The sequence below is a fragment of the Pseudomonas protegens genome, from assembly GCF_013407925.2.
GTDB lineage: Bacteria > Pseudomonadota > Gammaproteobacteria > Pseudomonadales > Pseudomonadaceae > Aquipseudomonas > Aquipseudomonas fluorescens_AP.
The window spans coordinates 6726145-6743905 of record NZ_CP060201.1 but is presented as its reverse complement, the minus strand read 5'-3'; the positions used below and the strand labels follow the sequence as shown (position 1 = coordinate 6743905).

12 protein-coding genes are annotated in these 17761 nt (G+C 65.4%); 10 read left to right on the top strand and 2 right to left on the bottom strand.

The window, feature by feature from the left end:
• Positions 1–24 precede the first annotated feature (24 nt).
• The 7 genes from GGI48_RS30745 (at position 25) to mbnM (ending at position 7242) form a co-directional block, all read left to right on the top strand.
• Positions 25–2154 (top strand): TonB-dependent hemoglobin/transferrin/lactoferrin family receptor, encoded by a 2130-nt coding sequence (locus GGI48_RS30745; RefSeq protein ID WP_179601779.1) that lies wholly within the window; start codon positions 25–27, stop codon positions 2152–2154.
• 16 nt (positions 2155–2170) lie between these two features.
• Complete coding sequence (locus GGI48_RS30740) at positions 2171–3058, top strand: MbnP family copper-binding protein (protein ID WP_179601777.1); 888 nt, start codon at positions 2171–2173, stop codon at positions 3056–3058.
• Positions 3055–4191 (top strand): methanobactin export MATE transporter MbnM, encoded by a 1137-nt coding sequence (locus GGI48_RS30735; protein WP_179601775.1) that lies wholly within the window; start codon positions 3055–3057, stop codon positions 4189–4191. Before GGI48_RS30740 ends, GGI48_RS30735 begins: the two co-directional genes overlap by 4 nt.
• Positions 4192–4336: 145 nt before the next feature.
• The gene (gene mbnA / locus GGI48_RS30730; protein WP_016963189.1) at positions 4337–4432 is read left to right on the top strand and encodes a methanobactin; all 96 of its coding nucleotides are present in this window, start codon (positions 4337–4339) and stop codon (positions 4430–4432) included.
• Between the two features lie 62 nt (positions 4433–4494).
• A complete protein-coding gene (gene mbnB, locus GGI48_RS30725) occupies positions 4495–5307 on the top strand; it encodes a methanobactin biosynthesis protein MbnB (RefSeq protein ID WP_016963190.1) in 813 nt (270 codons plus the stop codon).
• On the top strand, positions 5304–5882 hold the full coding sequence (gene mbnC, locus GGI48_RS30720) for a methanobactin biosynthesis protein MbnC (protein ID WP_179601773.1): 579 nt from the start codon (positions 5304–5306) through the stop codon (positions 5880–5882). Before mbnB ends, mbnC begins: the two co-directional genes overlap by 4 nt.
• Complete coding sequence (gene mbnM, locus GGI48_RS30715) at positions 5869–7242, top strand: hypothetical protein (protein ID WP_179601771.1); 1374 nt, start codon at positions 5869–5871, stop codon at positions 7240–7242. Before mbnC ends, mbnM begins: the two co-directional genes overlap by 14 nt.
• On the opposite strand, the gene copC is transcribed toward mbnM, so the two are convergent.
• Positions 7218–7592 carry a copper homeostasis periplasmic binding protein CopC gene (copC, locus tag GGI48_RS30710; RefSeq protein WP_179601769.1) on the bottom strand — a complete coding sequence of 125 codons (375 nt, stop codon included), beginning with the start codon at positions 7590–7592 and terminating at the stop codon, positions 7218–7220. The genes mbnM and copC overlap by 25 nt on opposite strands.
• 78 nt (positions 7593–7670) lie before the next feature.
• A complete protein-coding gene (locus GGI48_RS30705; RefSeq protein WP_179601767.1) occupies positions 7671–9761 on the bottom strand; it encodes a TonB-dependent receptor in 2091 nt (696 codons plus the stop codon).
• A 602-nt stretch (positions 9762–10363) separates the two neighbouring features.
• On the opposite strand from GGI48_RS30705, the gene GGI48_RS30700 reads away from it, so the two are divergent.
• From GGI48_RS30700 to GGI48_RS30690, 3 genes are all read left to right on the top strand, one after another.
• Complete coding sequence (locus GGI48_RS30700) at positions 10364–11296, top strand: NAD-dependent epimerase/dehydratase family protein (protein WP_179601765.1); 933 nt, start codon at positions 10364–10366, stop codon at positions 11294–11296.
• Positions 11297–11375: 79 nt separating this feature from the next.
• A complete protein-coding gene (locus GGI48_RS30695) occupies positions 11376–14186 on the top strand; it encodes a bifunctional glycoside hydrolase 114/ polysaccharide deacetylase family protein (protein WP_179601763.1) in 2811 nt (936 codons plus the stop codon).
• Complete coding sequence (locus GGI48_RS30690; protein ID WP_179601761.1) at positions 14164–17757, top strand: tetratricopeptide repeat protein; 3594 nt, start codon at positions 14164–14166, stop codon at positions 17755–17757. Before GGI48_RS30695 ends, GGI48_RS30690 begins: the two co-directional genes overlap by 23 nt.
• The last annotated feature ends 4 nt before the right edge of the window (positions 17758–17761 follow it).

The window sequence follows — 17761 nt, the reverse complement described above, 5'->3', positions numbered from 1 at the left end:
GTGATCACCTTTGGACGTCCTGTCATGTCTGCTATGACCCGGGTCGCGGCCGCCTTGCGCGTTGCCGAACCTTTTGCCGTGCATTCTTTTCATCACACTGGCGCCGCCCATGGCGGGCCGGGCCGGCGCCGCTGGCCATTGTCGCTGCTGACGATTGCCTGCGCGCTGGCAATCAACACCGCGCATGGACAGGCCGCGGAAGAGGCGGCGTCGCCTTTCGCCCTGGACACCACCACCGTCACCGCCACCCGTACCGCCAACAGCAGCTTTGAACTGCCGGCCTCGGTGTCCACTGTTGAGCGTCAGCAGTTGGATGAGGTCCAGGCCAATACCCTGTCCACGGCGCTGCGCACCCTGCCCAACGTGAACTACGGCGGAGGCCCCCGGGCCGCCGCGCAAAGCCCGGCGATCCGCGGCCTGCAGGGACCGCGGATCATCCTCACGGTGGATGGCGCGCGACGCAACAATGATGGCGGGGTCAACACACCGTTGCTGATCGATCCGGACCTGATCCGGCAGATCGACGTGGTCCGCGGACCGATGTCCGCCGCCTATGGCAGCGGCGGGCTGGGCGGGGTGATGGCCATCGAGACGCTCAATGCCGACGACATGCTTGACCCGGGCCAAAGCAGCGGCGGCCGGATCAAGGCCGGCTATCGCAGCGCCAACCGCGAGTCGTCGAGCAACCTGACCCTGGCCGCCCGGGGCGAGCGTGCGGACATTCTGGCCAGCGGCACCTACCCCGACTACGGCACCATTCACACCGGGGCCAGCGGCAGCGATGCCCAGTACCCCAACGACGGCCATCTGCAGAGCGGCCTGCTCAAGAGTCGTTTTTCGCCCAACGAGCTGAACCATTTCGAGCTGGGCTACCAGCGCTTTGCCGACCAGATGGTCGGCCCGACCAACCCTGGCGGCAACCTGCTGTTTCCGTTCTCGCAGAAGCTCCAGCGCGAACAGGAGCAATACAACGCCAGCTGGGCCTTCGAGGATGCCGAGCAGCGTTTGCTGGACGGCAAGCTGGCGCTGTACCAGACGCGCTTCACCCTCGACGGCGACAGCCGTTCGGTGCCACGTCAACCCACCACCGCCACCCAGACCAAGACCCAGGGTGCCAGCTTGCAGAACACCAGCCGGATCGAGGCTGGAAACGCCGGAGCCCACCGTTTGACCTACGGCGTGGACGGCTACCGCGACAGCAACGAAAACGCCTCCGACGGTCAGTCCAACAGTGTCCTGCCCAATGGCCACATGCGTGCCCTGGGTGGTTTTGTCCAGGATGAGCTGGCCTTTCTCGATGACTGGACCCTGATTGCCGCCCTGCGCCATGACGACTATCGCCTGACATCCCCCGGCCAGGAGGATTCCCGCCACAGCCGGCTGTCGCCCAAGGTGGCGCTCAAGTATCAGCCCTGGGCATTCCTTGGGGTGTTCGTCAGCTACGGCGAGGCGTTCCGCGCGCCGACCATGACCGAGATGTTCGGCAACCTGAACACCCGCCGGGCGCTGTTCAACTTCCGCCCCAATCCGGGCCTCAAGCCGGAAACCAGCAAGACCCGCGAGGTCGGCGCCACGCTGGCGTTCGATGACCTGCTGGCCGGGGGCGACAGCCTGCGGGCCAAGGTCACCTACTTTCGCGAAGACGTCGACGACCTGATCGACCAGCAGGTGGTCGGCCGCTACGCGCGGCAGGCGCCGTTTGCCGGCACCGGGATGATCTTCCAGCGGGTCAACGTGGCCCAGGCCGAGCGCCATGGCGGCGAGGCGCAACTGAGCTACCAATGGCAGCGCCTGTCCCTGGGCGCCGGCTATTCGCGGCTGCGTTCACGCAACGCCGACACCGGCGCCCAGCTGTATGCACCGCCGGACAAGTTGGTGCTCGGCGGCCAGTACCGCCTGGATGAGCACTGGTCGCTGAACTACCAGGGCCAGTACGTCTGGGCCCAGGACTACGACGCCACCGAGCTGCGGCGGCGCCAGGGCTACGTGATCCACGACATCGGCGGTGCCTTCGAGTACCGCCAGTACCGCGCCGACCTGGGGGTCAGCAACCTGTTCGACAAGGCCTACAGCACCTATCAGCAGTCCTTGGCCAACACCTTTACCTATGAAGAAGGCCGCAGCGTGAACCTCACGCTGAGCGCGCGTTTCTGACCTCGGGAGTTTCACTATGGGTTATTTGACTTCAGGCCTTGCCCTGATCGCCCTGGCCAGCCTGGCCGGGTGCGCTACGAAGGAACCAGTGCCCGCTGCCGAGCAGGCGGTCACCGTGGATTTCGCCCTGGTGGCCGGCGCTCAGCCGGTGAACTGCGGCCAACCCTTTGGCCCTCTGGGCCACGACCGCAAGAGGCTGGCGCTGCACGATGCGCGCTTCTATGTACAGGACGTGGCGTTGATCGACGCGGCGGGCCAGCGGGTGCCGCTGCGCCTGGATATCAATGACTGGCAGGACGCCCAGGTGGCCTTGCTCGACTTCGAAGACGGCAGCGGGCACTGCGCAGGTGGCACGCCAGGCATCAACACCCAGGTATCCGGCCAGGTACCGCCCGGGCACTACCGGGGGCTGAGCCTGACCCTGGGCGTGCCGGAGGCGTTGAACCACAGCAGCACCGAACTGCAGGGCGCGCCGCTGGACCTGGCCACCATGGGCTGGAGCTGGCAGGCCGGGCGCAAGTTCATCAAGCTCGAGGTCGATCCTGTCGGCGGCGTGACCAAGGCCGACGGCGCCAAGGCCAGCACCTGGTACCTGCACCTGGGCGCTACTGGCTGCAGCGGCAATCCGGTGAACGGCGAAACGGTGGCGTGCCAGCGGGCCAATCGCATTCCCCTGACGCTGCCGGACTTCGACCCGGGCCGACAGCGGGTGGTCCTGGATCTGGCGGCCCTGTTTCAGGACAGCACCCTGGGCCAGGACCGGGGCTCCGCGCTGGGTTGCATGAGCGGCCCCAGCGATCCCGAGTGCGTCACGCTGTTTGCGCGCCTGGGCCTGGACTTGAACAGCGGCCTGCCACTGCAACCGGGGCAGTCGCCGGCTTTTGCGGCGCGCGCCAAGCCATGAAGGGCAGGAGCGGATACCGGCTCGCAGGGCTGTTGCTGAGTGTGCTGGTGGCCTGGCCGGTGGCCGCGCAGGACTGGAACTGGCAACTGCCGTCCCATGTGCCGGAACCGCGAGTACCGGCGGACAACCTGATGTCGGCGGCCAAGGTCGAACTGGGTCGGCGGCTGTTCTATGACCCGCGACTGTCGGCCACGGGCAACCGCTCCTGCAGCTCCTGCCACCTGCAAGAGCGAGCCTTCAGCGACGGTCGCGCGCTGTCGGTGGGCGGCACCGGGGAACTGACTCACCGCAATGCCCCTGGGCTGGCCAACAGCGCCTGGAACGCCACCTATAACTGGGCGGCGCCGGCCATCGTCAGCCTGGAGCGGCAGATGGAGGTGCCGCTGTTTGGCGACGACCCGATCGAGATGGGGGTCAATGACGGCAATCGCCAGCAGATCCTCGCGCGGCTGGCGGCCGATCCGCTGTACCCGCCGCTGTTCCGCCAGGCCTTCGCCGATCAGCCGCAGCCGTTGAACATGGCCTCGGTGATCCGGGCAATCTCGGCCTTCGAGCGTTCCATCGTCTCGGTGGACAGCCGTTATGACCGCTACCTGCAGGGCCGCGAGCCACTGAGCGACAGCGAGCAGCGGGGCATGGCGCTGTTCTTTGGCGAGCGCGCCGAATGCCATCACTGTCACGGCAGCTTCAATTTCAACGATCAGGTGGTGCATGCCCGCAGCCGGGTGGTGGACACCCCGTTTCACAACACCGGGCTGTACAACATCGACGGCGCCGGCGGCTTTCCCTTCCCCAATCGCGGGCTCTATGAAAGCACCGGCAAGGCCGAGGACATGGGCGCCTTTCGTGCGCCGAGCCTGCGCAACGTCGAGGTCACCGGGCCCTATATGCACGACGGCAGCCTGGCCACGCTGGAAGCGGTGATCGACTTCTACTCCGAGGGCGGCCGCTTGATCGCCAGCGGCCCGCAGCAGGGCGATGGACGCTTGAACCCGTACAAGAGCGGGCTGATTGCGCGCATCGATTTCACCGCGCAAGAGAAGCGCGACCTGCTGGCCTTTCTCAAGGCCCTGACCGACGACTCGTTGCTCCACGACCCGCGCTGGCAAGACCCGTGGAAGCGCCGGCCTTGATCCGTTCCCCATCACCACGCGCGTTCCCGCCGGGAGCAAGGAGGCTGCTCTTAAGAAAACCACCCGCTGCACCGCATTAACTCAACGGCGAATTCGCCAAACCCGGGCGCCTGCGCCCATTCAATCAAGCAAGGAGCAACACCTTATGAGCATCAAGATCGCCAAGAAACACACCCTGCACATCGCCGGTCGCGCCGGTGCCTGCTGCGCCTCGTGCTGTGCCCCGGTAGGCGTTAACTAAAAGCCTTCCCGCCACGGGCGCCCGGCGTGCGTGGCGGGTCTTGAGCAAGGAGGTGCAAGACCATGCGTATCGGCTTCAACTACACCCTGGGAGACACCGCGCCCCTGGTGCGAAAGCTCCTGGCGGGCGGCCACATCGACTATGTCGAGCTGCTGATCGACAACTTCCTGGCCGTGCCCATCGATGAACTGGAGACAGGCTTTGCCGCGCCGGTGGGTTTTCACATCATGTTTTCCAAGTTCATTGAAAACGACACCCCGGCCCTTGAAAGCCTGGCCCGGCGCCTGCGCGAGCTGATCGAGCGCTTGCGGCCGCTGTATGTGTCCGATCACGTGGCGCGCTTCAGTCACGACGGGCGGCAGCTGTATCACCTGGCGGAGATCGACTATGTCGGCGATTACCCGCAGGTGCGCGAGCGCGTCGACTGGTGGCAGCAGCAACTGGGTTGTCAGCTGCTGCTGGAGAACTACCCGTCGATCATGGACGGTGGCCACGACGCTCCGGCCTTTCATGAGCGGCTCTATCGCGATACCGGCGCCGGGGTGCTGTTCGACGCCTCCAATGCGGTGTGTGCCCATCTCAACTGCGGCGTGCCGCTGGAGGCCTGGGAGGGCGTGATTGAACACTCATCGCACTTTCATACCGCCGGCTACAACCTGTCGATCCTGCAGCCGCATTTGATTCTCGACACCCACGACCAGGTGCTTTCCGAGGCCACCCTGGGGTTCTTGCAACGCTATCGCGGGCTGTTCGACGGTCCCGAGGCAACCCTGACCTACGAACGCGACGGCCGTTTCGACGAGGCCGAAATCATCGGCGACCTGCAACGGCTGCGGGGCATTTTTCCCTCCTCGCCCATGGAGCCGCGGACATGAAGACCGAGCACCCATTGCCCAGGACCGACAGCCAACTGCTGCATGCCTTGAGCGTGCCGCAACGCCAGGGCGATTACCCCCATGATTCCCGGGCCTTTGTGCGCATCGACAGCAGCCTGCGGGTCTACTGGCACACCCTGTTCGATATCTGCCCGGGCTTGCTGCAGCTGACGGGGCCGGACGGGTTGGCGATCTTTCGCCCGTTCATGAGCTGGGCGGCGCAGCAGCGGCTGTCGCTGAACTGGACCTACTACCTGTGGCTGGATGTCTGGCTGCTGCAATCGAGCTTTGCCCGGCACGTGACGCCGGCCTTGCGCTACCAGCTGATGGGCGCCTCGGCGGCGCGCTGGGCCACCGGTGACCGCAGCGAGGCCAATGGCATCTTCCTCGCCGCCGCGGACCTGCCGGACCTGGTCTGCGGCTGGAAAACCCAGACCCTGGAAGGCGCCAGGGACATCGAGCAGATCGAGCTGGCCGAACCCTTGCCGGCGCCAGGGGCGGCCTTTGGCTATTTCACGCTGCACAGTCGGCATCTGCAAGACGGCTTTCCCGGTTGGACCGATGTCCCGCGTTGAACAGCAGGACAGGCCCGCGCTGACGGTGCGCAGCCGGGCGTTCTGGGCCGGTTTTGCGGCCCTGGTGCTGGCCTTCGCGGTGGCGCAGATGCTGGCCCAGATCGACCTCGGCATGCTGGCGCACCAGGCCCCGGGCATGCCGGCGGCCTACGTGATGCTGGCGCGTCTGGCGCTGCTCGATCTGCTGGCCAGCATGGCCCTGGGGTCGGTGGTTTCGGTCCGGGTCGCCCGAGCGCTCCGCGAGGGGCAGGCGGGGCCGGTGATGCGTGGTGCATTGACGCTGGCGGCAATCCTCGGGCTGCTACTGAGCCTGGTCGGCTTGCTGGCCTATCCGCCGCTGGCGGTTGGCCTCAGCGCTGACGATGCCGCACTGCGAGCCCTGCTGCTCAGCGCCATGCCCTGGTTCGTGGCGTCGGCGCCGTTGCGCCTGCTCAATGGCTGCGCGGCGTTCATCCTGCACGCCTCGCAACAGGGGCCGCTGGTGGTGCGCTGGAAACTCTGCGAGCTGCTGGCCAAGGCTGGGCTCAACCTGCTGTTCATCGAGTGCCTGAGGTTTGGCTTCGCCGGTTGCTTCATGGCATCGCTGCTGCTGCACCTGGGTTCCTGCGCCTGGGTGCTACGGCGCTTGCAGCCGCTGATGGGCCGGGGACGCTGGCTGCCCGCAGCGGACTGGGCCAGGGCGGTGCTGCGCCAGAGCGCCTGGGAAGGGCTGCGACTGCTGTCCATGCAACTGTTGGGGCTGGTGACCCTGGTGCTGTTCGCGGCGCCGCAGATTGCCCCGGTCGATACCCAGCGCCTGGATGCCTTCGCGGCGGGAACCTTCCTGGCCTTGCTGGTATTTGCGCCGCTGGTGGCGTTGATCCGCTTTCTGGCCATGCGCTTCGCGGGGCTTGCCCAGGACGAGGTGCGCCGGCTGCTCAAGCAGCTGTTGCGCCTGGGCGTGCCGGGCATGGCGTTGCTGGGTGGACTACTGATTCTGCTCGGTCCCTGGCTGGGGCAGTGGGTGTATGCCCAGCAGGACCGGTGGTGGAGCAGCTTCGTGCTGATGCTGGGGTTGTCGCTGCCGCTGCGTCTGGCCGGCAATGCCATGCGCGCGGCCTTGCAGAGCCTGGGGGAGTTTGTCGCCATCGCCAAGGTGGATGCGTTGCTGGGATGGGCGATTGGCTTGCCGCTCCTGGCGCTCGGGTTGCGCCTGGACCTGCCGCTGGTTGCCTACGGATATGTGCTGGTGCCGGAAGCGCTGGCCCTGCTGTGGCTGGCCAGGCGTATTCAGTGCATCCGCGCAGCGAGCCCGCAACCTTGCGGGCTCGCTGCAGCCATGGGCGACGCTCAGGCTCAGTTGCCGACGGTGAAACCGTAGGCGCCATCACTCTTGTGGGTGTCGACCGACACCGCATGCCACTGCACCTTGTACTCGCCGGGGGCCAGTGGCTGTTGCGGGGTGACGATCAGGGTCTTCTGATCGCCCGCAGCGTTGGCAATGCTCTTGATCGCCACGTCCGTGTTCCCGGTGCTGATCTTGACCTGGGTGAACTGCGCTTCGACACCTTCGGAAAACACCAGGCGCAATTCCTTCGGCGCGCTGACGGTGGTGTCGGCGGCCGGGGTTTCGCTCTTCAGATGAGCATGGGCGAACGCCGAACCGGCGCTGGTCAGGGAAGCCAGCAAGGCCAGGGTGGTGAGGATTTTTTTCGAACCGTAGGCGGTCATGGGCGGTGCCTCTTATCAAGGTGTGGGTACAAATGGGCGACTTGACCCGGGCGACCTGCGCCCGGGCAGGGTGGTTGATCAGAAGTCCAAAGTGATGCCGGTATAAAGCGCGCGGCCGTCGCCCGGCGAGTGCAGCGAGGCCTTGGCGCCGTCCGGGTCATACCAGACGTATTCGTAATAGCGGTTGGTGAGGTTCTTCAACTGCAGGTCGACACTCACCGACTCAGTGACCTTGTAGGTGGCGCCAAGGTTCATCAGCACGTAACCGCCATAGGTGCCCTGGGTGTTTTCCCGCTCCAGGTAGTAGTGGGTCTGGCCGTTCATCCAGGCAGTCAGTTGCAGGACAGGGGTCAGGTGGTAGCTGACACCGGCGTTGTACAGGTGATGGGGAATGTGGTCGATTTCCTGGCCCTGGCTGTTGGGCAGGGTGGCGCTGGGCTTGAGGATTTTCGAGTACTGCCAGGAGTACGCCAGCCACAGGTCGGTACGTTCGTCGGGGTGCAGGTTCAACTGCAGGTCGTAGCCCCAGCGCCGGGTTTCGCCGACGTTGTCCGACTCGCCGCTGGGGTCGTTGAGCCGGCGGCTGACTTCGCCGCTGGCGTCCTGGCGCCAGTAGGCGACGCGGCCATCGAGCCAGTCCGTGGGGGTGAACTTGATCCCGGTTTCCCAGCCTTCGTTGATCGACGGCGCCAGGTCGGTGTCGCGGGGCGGGATCTTGTACGCCGCCGCGCCGGTGCCGACCTGAAAGGTGCGGCCCCAGTTGGCGTAAAGACTGGCCACGGTCCAGGGCGAATACACCACGCTGAGCTTGGGTTGCTTGATCAGCCCGTAGTCGTTGATGTCGTAGTCCAGGCCGGTCATTTGGTTGGTGAAGTCGCCCTGGATCTTGTCGACGCGATACGCCGGCACGATCTTCAGCGACTCGAACGGCTTGATCTCGGCCTGCAGGTAAGCGCCGTAGGTGTCGAAGTCGAACTGCTGATCCCGGGTCTGGGCCAGGCGCGCGCGGTTCTGGGTGCGGTAGCGCTCGCTGCGGTTCTGCTGCTGTTGCACATCCGCGCCGCCTTCCAGCGCAAAGGCATGGAGCCAGCTGACTTGCGGGCGCAAGGTCAGGGAGCTGAGGGCGCCGTACTGGGTTTCGTAGGTGTCGCGCTCCTGCTGCGAGCTGGTGCGCCAGTACTGGGTCCAGCGCCGATCGTCGAAGGTGTTGACGTAGGTCTTGGCCGACCAGGCCAGGGTGTCGGCCAGATCCGTGTCCAGATGCAGGCTGAGCTGGTTCATGCGCCGCGTGCCTTTGTCCGTGGCGTTGTAGCTGTTGCTCATCGTCGGGTGCTGATGGGCATCGCTCTGGCTCAGGTAGCCCGGTTCCTGGGCCTCGGTTTCGTAGTGCCGGGCGATCAGGCCGATGCGGTAGCGGCCGTCGTCCGGTGTGTAGAACCATTTGCCGGACAGGGAGAATTTGTCCGCTTGGGCGTGGTCGCGATAGCCATCGGCCTTCTGGTAGGCGAAGAAGTAGTTCTGGGTCCAGTTGCTGCCTTCGATGCCCTTGGCCAGCTGGGTTTCCTGGGTATTGAAGCTGCCGTAGCGCAGTCGTGCCTTGGTGTAGTCGCCGCCGCTGCGCGTGAGCATGTTCACATTGCCGGCGATGTTGTTCAGGCCGTAGCGGGCATCGCTGGTGCCGCGCACCACTTCGATGCTGTCCAGCTCCATGGGGAAGATCATGTCCATGAACGGCATGTTGCCGTCGTTGCTGTTGCTCGGAATGCCGTCGATCAGCAGCTTGACCGCGTTGACCTCGCCCTCGCCGTTGAAGCCGCGAAAGGAGATCTTGCCGGACGTCGTGCCCTGGTTGAACTCGGTGAGCATCACCCCCGGCGCGCGGCTGAACAGCTCCCAGCTGTAGTTGACCGGCATCTTTTCCAGGATGTCGCTGCCCAGGATGTCCACCGAACTGAGCACGCTGCGGGTACTCAAGGGGCCGCTGCCTTCGGCATCGCCGCCCTGGACGGTGACGGTGCCCAGGGTCAGGGCCGAGTTCTCGACCTTGGCCGTTTCAGCCAAGGCGGTGGACAGCGGACTCAGGGCGAGCAAGCCGCAGCTCAGCAGCGGCCACAGGGCAGGGGATGGGCACGGATTCTTTGCCCGGGGCAAAGTGACAAGAACAGGCATGGGCAACTTCCAGACAGCCAGGACTTCCCCCGGGGCCATCGCCGGCCGGACAGGCCAGAGGGGGGAAGGCAGATAGGGACGGTAACGGGCCGGTATTTTCCGCAGGCCTGGATCGAAAGTCTTGCCAGGGGCCACCCGGCCTGGGTGCGACAGGCTGACGCACGATGTGACCTGCTTGCAGGGTGCTGGCCTGGAGCCCGCCGATGCGGCAGTGGCCGCGCTGGATCGCGACACAGGCAGCCGCGGGTGCGGCGGACTGTCGCAGGCATGATCCCGCGCGCGCTCAGTGGTCGGGAATGGCTGCCGAGGCTCTACGTCAACATATTGGCTAAAAGTTCAATGATTTTTAAGGGTCGGCATTTTTAGACGTAATATTGACGTAATGGCTTTTTCACCCCAGTATGCGCTCGCTGAGCAGTTGATTTTATTGATGTTTTTTTGACGCCAACATCATCGGATCGGCTCAAGCCAAGGCGCTAGAGCCTTTGGAAGACCACAGCCACCCCGGCACATGACGCTCATGGCAGCTATTAGCCATGGTGTTTTCAGTGGGTGTGCTAGCTTGAATCGGCGTAGCGACGATATTTTTCTTGGGATGATCTATGTCTACTGAACGGATACTGGTTACGGGTGGCGCCGGTTTCATTGGTTCGCACTTGGTCGATGCGCTGTTGGCCAAAGGCTATGCCGTTCATGTGCTGGATGATCTGTCCACTGGCAAGACCAGCAATCTGCCTATGACCCATCACGGCCTGCAACTCACGGTCGGTGATGTCGCCGATGCCACGCTCCTGGCCACGGCCATGCAAGGCTGCGACGCGGTGGTGCACCTGGCGGCGGTGGCTTCGGTGCAGGCCTCGGTCGAAGACCCGGTGCGCACCCACCAGAGCAACTTCATCGGCACCCTGCGGGTCTGCGAGGCCATGGTCGCGGCGGGTATCCGCCGGGTGGTGTTCGCTTCCAGCGCCGCGGTCTATGGCAATAACGGCGAGGGCACCGCGATCGATGAACAGACGCCCAAGTCGCCCCTCACGCCCTACGCATCTGACAAGCTCGCCAGCGAGTACTACCTGGATTTCTACCGTCGCCAGCATGGCCTGGAACCGGTAATCCTGCGCTTTTTCAATATTTTCGGTCCGCGCCAGGACCCTTCCTCGCCGTATTCCGGGGTGATCAGCATCTTCAGCGAACGGGCCAGGAGCCAGCGGCCGATCACCCTGTTCGGCGATGGCGGGCAGACCCGGGATTTCGTCTATGTCGCCGACCTGGTGAAGATCCTGGTCCAGGGCCTTGAGCAACCTGCACCGGCGATCGATGCCACCAACGTCGGCCTGGGTGGCGTGACCAGCCTCAACGACCTGATCGCGACCCTGCAACAGATCAGCGGCCAGCCGCTGCAGGTGAATCATGCCGCGGCGCGACCCGGTGATATCCGCCATTCGAAGGCCGACAACCGACGTTTGCGCGAGCGCTTCGTCCTGGGGACGCCGACCCGTCTCGGGGAGGGCCTGGCCCAGCTGTACCGCAGTCTCTAGCTTCCTGGCCTTGAGCGTTCCGGCGAGCCGGAGCTCGACAGCCTGATGGTGTGCCGATTGATCTACTGAAGAGTGAGTTATGGACATCGAGTTTCGCAGGGGGCGTGTCTTCAACATGGTTCGGCGCCTGTTTACCGCATTGGCTTTGTGTGTAACCCCTTCGCTGGTACAGGCCGCGCCGCCGGCGCCTGCCAGCGTCGGCTTCTGGTACGCCGAACGACCTCCGCTGGAGGAACTGGCGCAGTTCGAGTGGGCGGTGGTCGAGCCCGGTCATATGCGCACCGCGGATGTCGCCACCTTGCGCAAGCTGGGCAGCCAGCCGTTCGCCTACCTGTCGGTGGGCGAGTTCGACGGCGACCGCGTGGCACTCGACAAACAGGCCCTGACCCAGGGCGCCAGCGCGATCCGCAACAAGGCCTGGGACAGCCAGGTGATGGACATCGCCACCCCGGCCTGGCGCGAACATCTGTTCAAGCGCGCCAAGGCCTTGCAGGACCAGGGCTATGCCGGTCTGTTCCTCGATACCCTGGACAGTTTCCAGTTGCTCCCCGAAGCCCAGCGCGAAGCGCAACGCCACGCCCTGGCGTCGTTCCTGCGGGAACTGCACAGCCGCTTGCCCAACCTGAAACTGTTTTTCAACCGCGGTTTCGAGGTCTTGGGCGAACTCGACGGCGTCGCCTCGGCGGTGGCCGTCGAATCGATCCATGCCGGCTGGGATGCCGCGGCCAAGCGTTATCGGCCGGTTTCCGAGGCCGACCGCAACTGGCTCGAAGGTGAACTCAAGCCACTGCGGGCAAAAAACATTCCCTTGGTGGCCATCGACTACTTGCCGCCCAGCCGCCGCGAAGAAGCGCGCAAGCTGGCGCGCCAACTGAGTCAGGAAGGCTTTATCCCGGTGGTCACCACCCCGGACCTCAACTCGATCGGCCTGAGCACCGTGGAAGTGCAGCCGCGGCGCATCGCCATGCTCTATGACCCGCGTGAAGGCGAACTCTACGATCACGCCGGGCACCGCATGCTCGGCGGCCTGCTGGAATACCTGGGCTACCGCGTGGACTACCTGCCGGCCGATGACAGCCTGCCGTCCTACAGCTTCGCCGGCTTGTACGCTGGGGTGGTGCTGTGGATGACCAGCGGCCCGCCCCAGGACAGCCGTGCTTTAAGCCGCTGGATCGGCCAGCGCCTGGACGAACAGGTGCCGCTGGCCATCATGGCCGGCCTGCCGATCGAAGACCGCGCGCTGCTCAAGCGCCTGGGGCTGGGCCTGGCGGCGCCTGGAGCACGCGGCGCCCTGCAGATCCTGAGCCAGGACAAGAGCCTGATCGGTGGCTTCGAAGCACCGGTGGTGGCGCGGACCCGCGAACTGACCCGGGTCACGCTGTTGCCCGACGGGCCGAAACCGGCCTTGCTGCTGGGGGACGACAAGGGCGGCAAGTACGCGCCCGTAGCCATCGGTGCCTGGGGCGGCATGGCCCTGGCGCCTTATGTGGTGGAAGCCAATGTCGAGCGCAGCCGCTGGATTCTCGACCCGTTCGCCTTTATCCAGAAGGCCCTGCACCTGCCGGCGCAACCGCGCCCGGACACCTCCACCGAGAACGGCCGGCGGATCGCTACGGTGCACATCGACGGCGACGGCTTTCCGTCCCACGCCGAAGTGCGCGGGACCCCGTATTCCGGGCGTCAGGTGCTGGACGACTACATCCGGCCCAACCCGTACCTGACCTCGGTGTCGATCATCGAAGGGGAGATCGGGCCCAAGGGCATGTCGCCGTTCCTCGCCCCGGAACTGGAGCCGATTGCCCGGGAGATCTTTGCCGATTCCAAGGTCGAGGTGGCCACCCACACCTACAGCCACCCGTTCTACATGCAGCCGGACAAGGCCAAGAAGGACGAGGACTTCCACGCCGAATACGGCCTGCGCCTGAACATTCCGGGGTACAAGACCCTGGACTACAAGCGTGAGATCTACGGCTCGCGGGACTACATCAACAGCCGCCTGACTACCGCGCAGAAGCCGGTGAAGCTGATCTTCTGGCCGGGGGACGCGCTGCCCAGCGCTGACACCATCAAGATGGCCTACGCCGCCGGGCTGAAGAACGTCAACGGCGGGCAGACCATCCTGACCAAGGCCAACTCGTCGCTGACCGGCCTGTACCCCTTGCTGCGTCCCACCGAAGGCGGTCTGCAGTACTACGCGCCGGTGATCAACGAGAACATGTACACCAACCTCTGGAAGGGCCCGTATTACGGTTTCCGCGATGTGATCGACACCTTCGAGCTGACCGACAGCCCGCGGCGTCTGCGCGGGATTCACCTGTACTACCACTTCTATTCGGGCACCAAGCAGGCCTCGATCAAGGCCATGACCGAGATCTACCAGTTCATGCGCGGCCAGCAGCCGCTGTCCTTGTGGATGAGCGACTACCTGGACCGGGTCCACGGCCTGTACCAGGCCAGTCTGGCGCGTACCGCCGACGGCGACTGGCAGGTGCGCGGCCTGGATGGCTTGCGCACCCTGCGCCTGGACCCGGCGCTCGGCTGGCCGGATCTCGGCCGCTCCCGGGGCGTGGCCGGGGTTCGCGATCTGCCCCAGGGGCGCTATGTGGCCTTGAGCAGCGATCAGCCGTTGCTGGCCCTGCGTCCCGAGCGTGACCCGCGTCCGGCCCTGGAACTGGCGAACATCCCTCTGCGGGACTGGCGTTATGTGAATGACCGGCAGGTGGCGTTCTCGTTCGCGGGTCAATTCAACCTGGAGTTCTCGGTGCGTTCGGCCAGTGCCTGTCGGGTCGAGGTCCAGGGGCAACGCTACGCCGGCAAGTCCGAACAGGGCCTGTGGCATTTCCAACTTCCTTTGAAGCAGGTGAGTGATGGCCAACTCTTCTGCAACTAACAAGGCCCCGCAGGCGCGGCTGCTCAATCCCTGGGCCTTGCTGCTGGTGGCGATTGCCGTCGGCGTGCTGCTGTGGGCGACCTATCGCAACGAAGACGCCTTCCGGCCCAAAGGTGGCCAACCGGACGAGGTGTCCGCCAGCTATGCCGAAGTGCTGCTGGCCGCCCATCCGGAAAACAGCGAGTTGCGCACCCAGCTGCTGGATCTGCTGATTCAGCTGGGTGACTACCCCAAGGCCGAGAAACACCTGGCCGAGTGGCCGCAACCCGACCCGGCGCTCAAGGCCTACTACCGTCTGCAGCTCGATGCCCTGGCGCTGAACAACAGCACCGACAGCGCCGCGCTGCAGGCCCTGGCCGAGCGTTTCAAGGCCTTCGATTACCGCTCCTTGCCCAGCCCGCAGCTGGAGCGCCTGGCTTCCCTGGCCTTGGCGGCCCAGGCGCCGGGGCTGGCGGCGGATGCCTACGCCGAGCTGGCGCGTCGCGATCCCAAGCAGGCTCAACACTGGCTGCCCGAGGCGGCGCGCTGGTATCAGGCCAGCGAACAGCCGGGGCGCGCCGCCGACCTTTATGTGCAACTGCTCGATGCCGGCCAGACCCCTGAAGTGCGTCGCCAGCTCCTGCAGCAAGCCTTCACCACCCTGGTGGCGGCGGATCGTGGCGATCAGGCCGCCGAGCTGCTGGCCCGCGAGCTGGCGGCGCAGCCGCAAGCCGAATTCGATGCCGGGCTGCTGGACCGGGGCGTTGATGTGGCGATTGCCCACAACCGCTCGGACCTGGCCGAGCAGTTCTTCAGCGCCTGGCGCAAGTTGCAGCCCGACAGCCCGGAGGTCCTGGCCAAGGAGTTCAAGCAGCGTTTGGCCTTCGGCGACCTGAACGGCGCCCATGCGGTGGGCGTGCAACTGCTGGACCTGCGCCCGGAGGATCCGGCACTGCTGGAGCAGATGGCCCATCTCGCCGAGTGGCAGGGCGATTCGGCCTCGGCGCTGGGCTACTGGATCAGCCTGAGCAAGCTGCGTCACGACCCGGCGCAGTTCGAACACACCTGGCGCCTGGCGATGCAGACCTACGACTTCGACCGCGGCATTCCGCTGCTGGCCGGGATCATGGACACCCGGGCCTTGAGCAATGTCGAGCTCGACGCCCTGGTGTACGCCGAAGAATCCCGCGGCACCCCCGAGCAGGCGGAAGTCTGGCTGCGCCGCTATGTCGCCAAGTACCCCAAGCACCGGCTGGCCTGGGTGCGCCTGTTGCAGAACCTGGAAAACACCGAGCAATACCCGGAGCGTCTGGCGGTGTGGAAGAATTTCGCCAAGCGTTACCCGCTGACCAGCACCGAGCGGGTGGACTGGGCCAACAACTACCTCAAGCTGTTTGACAGCCAGTCGGCGTGGAAGGTGATCACCGCGGTCGATGGCAACAAGATCGACGACCTCAACTACTGGCAGTCCCGCGCCTCCCTGGCCTGGGACCTGGAACTGGACGATGAGCTGCAGCTGGCCCTGGAGAAGATGCTGGCGATCAAGGGCTCGCTCAACAGCGGTGACGAAAGTCAGCTGATTGCCCTGTATCGCACCCGCGATCCGCGCAAGGCCTTGCAGCTGACCGTCGACAGTTGGCGCCAGGGCCACGATCCGCAGCGCCTGGTCGCCGCTTTGCAACTGGCCCAGGAGCTTCAGGATTGGCCGCTGGTGGTCGATCTGCTCAAGGAGGCCGAGCAGTACCCGGATGCCTCCGATCAGTCCCAGGTGCTGGCCGCGCGCGGCGCCCTGGCGGTGCAACAGGGCAACAGCGACGAGGCGTTGCGCCTGTATCGCCTGGGCTTGAGCCGGTTCCCGGATGACAACACCTTCCGCGAACGCCTGTTGTGGCTGTATGTCGACCTGGGCCGCAGCGCCGAGATCAAGCCGCTGTTGCAGCAATGGCGCGCCCTGGCCCGCAGTGACAGCACGCTGTGGCTGCCATTCGCCGCCGCCAGCCAGTTGGTGGGGCGCAATACCGAGGCCCTGGCCTGGTATCGCCTGTACCTGCAAGGCAACTCGCAGGACTGGATGGTCCAGGCTGCCTATGCCGATGCCCTGGAGAGCGCGGGTTATGCCGACTCGGCCCAGCGCCTGCGGCTCAAGCTCGATCGCCAGGTGACCGCGGAGCAGGTCCGCGCCACGCCTCAGGGCTATGCCACCTGGCTGCGCCTGCTGGCCAGCAGCTACTCGTCGCGCAAGGCACAGAACCAGGCCATGCAATGGCAGGACGGTTCCAAACCGATGCTGCAGCTGTGGTTCGATCAATTCCTCGCGCGCCTGGATGACCTCAATCAGTCGGCGCAGAAGGACGAGTGGCTGGCCTGGGCCCGCAGCCGGGGCCTGAAGATCAGCAGCTACGAACAGATCCAGGAAGCCTTGCGCGGCAGTAACCGCCAGGCCCTGGAGCGTCTGGTGGCCGGCGGCAGCCTGGATCCGGCGCAGCAGGTCGAAGCCCTGAACAGCCTCGGGCGCGGCGGTGAAGCCTTGGCCACCGGCCTGTCGGCGCTGGGTGACGACCAGCCGCCAGCGATCCGCGAGCAGTTGCGCCGGCAGGCCATCGAGATGACCGAGCGCACGCCCCAGGGCGTGCAACTGGCCTGGGAGCGCCAGGACTACGGCGGACTGGTGTTCAACGGCCCGCGGCTGACCGCCGCCCGTTACCTCAACGACAACTGGTACGCCAAGCTGGTGCTGGAGCAGGGCCAATACAGCGGCGATACCCTGGACTCGGGGCGCTTGGGCACTGAAACCAATACCGAGCTGACCCTGCAGCGTCAGGTGGAGAACGGCAATTACAAGCTGATCCTCGACAGCAGCCTGCGCAAGGACGATGACCGCAACGGCCTGGGCATCAGTCGTACCTGGCAGGTGGACAGCGGCAACGAGCTGGACGCCGGCGCCGACTGGCACCGCAAGAACGAAGACAGCGGACTGATGCGTGCCTTCGGCCAGCAGGATGGTCTCTGGGTCGGCGGCCGGCATCGCTACTCGGCCCGTGACCAGCTGTCCTGGAACCTGGCCCAGCGCTGGTTCTCGACCCGCGGCGGCGACGACCTGGGCAGCGGTCAGGCGCTGAAGATCGAGTTCGACCACACCCTGCAGTTCGAAGGTCCGAACTGGGAACTGCGCAGCGGCATCGACTACCAGCAGAACAGCCTGAACAACCGCTCGCTGCCCAACCTGGCCAATACCCTGGGCGGGGGCATCGATCTGGCCGGCATCCAGCTCGACGACCCGAGCCAGATCAACAGCCAGACCCTGCTGCAGAAACGCTATGGCCAGCTGTTCTTCGGCAGTGCCTGGCGCCGCGGCTTCCCGGGGGCGCTGAACCGCACGCGCGGGCAGTACACCTGGCTGGTGGACGTCAGCTCCGGCTGGCAGTGGACCGACAACACCATCAACTACGCCATCAGTACCGGTATCGGCACCGAGGTGCTAGGGGATGACGAATTGGCAGTGACCTTCGGTTACCAGTCGGCGCCACAAGGCGGAACCGGCAAATCCGGCGGCACTGCAGGTGTCAGCTACAGCGTGCGTTTTGGACGCTGATCAT

Bases quoted from the DNA above. Each gene is read 5' to 3' on its own strand.
- copC (WP_179601769.1), bottom strand. From the start codon at position 7,592: ATGACCGCCTACGGTTCGAAAAAAATCCTCACCACCCTGGCCTTGCTG.
- GGI48_RS30695 (WP_179601763.1), top strand. From the start codon at position 11,376: ATGGACATCGAGTTTCGCAGGGGGCGTGTCTTCAACATGGTTCGGCGC.
- GGI48_RS30745 (WP_179601779.1), top strand. From the start codon at position 25: ATGTCTGCTATGACCCGGGTCGCGGCCGCCTTGCGCGTTGCCGAACCT.
- GGI48_RS30740 (WP_179601777.1), top strand. From the start codon at position 2,171: ATGGGTTATTTGACTTCAGGCCTTGCCCTGATCGCCCTGGCCAGCCTG.
- GGI48_RS30705 (WP_179601767.1), bottom strand. From the start codon at position 9,761: ATGCCTGTTCTTGTCACTTTGCCCCGGGCAAAGAATCCGTGCCCATCC.
- GGI48_RS30735 (WP_179601775.1), top strand. From the start codon at position 3,055: ATGAAGGGCAGGAGCGGATACCGGCTCGCAGGGCTGTTGCTGAGTGTG.
- GGI48_RS30700 (WP_179601765.1), top strand. From the start codon at position 10,364: ATGTCTACTGAACGGATACTGGTTACGGGTGGCGCCGGTTTCATTGGT.
- mbnC (WP_179601773.1), top strand. From the start codon at position 5,304: ATGAAGACCGAGCACCCATTGCCCAGGACCGACAGCCAACTGCTGCAT.
- GGI48_RS30690 (WP_179601761.1), top strand. From the start codon at position 14,164: ATGGCCAACTCTTCTGCAACTAACAAGGCCCCGCAGGCGCGGCTGCTC.
- mbnB (WP_016963190.1), top strand. From the start codon at position 4,495: ATGCGTATCGGCTTCAACTACACCCTGGGAGACACCGCGCCCCTGGTG.
- mbnA (WP_016963189.1), top strand. From the start codon at position 4,337: ATGAGCATCAAGATCGCCAAGAAACACACCCTGCACATCGCCGGTCGC.
- mbnM (WP_179601771.1), top strand. From the start codon at position 5,869: ATGTCCCGCGTTGAACAGCAGGACAGGCCCGCGCTGACGGTGCGCAGC.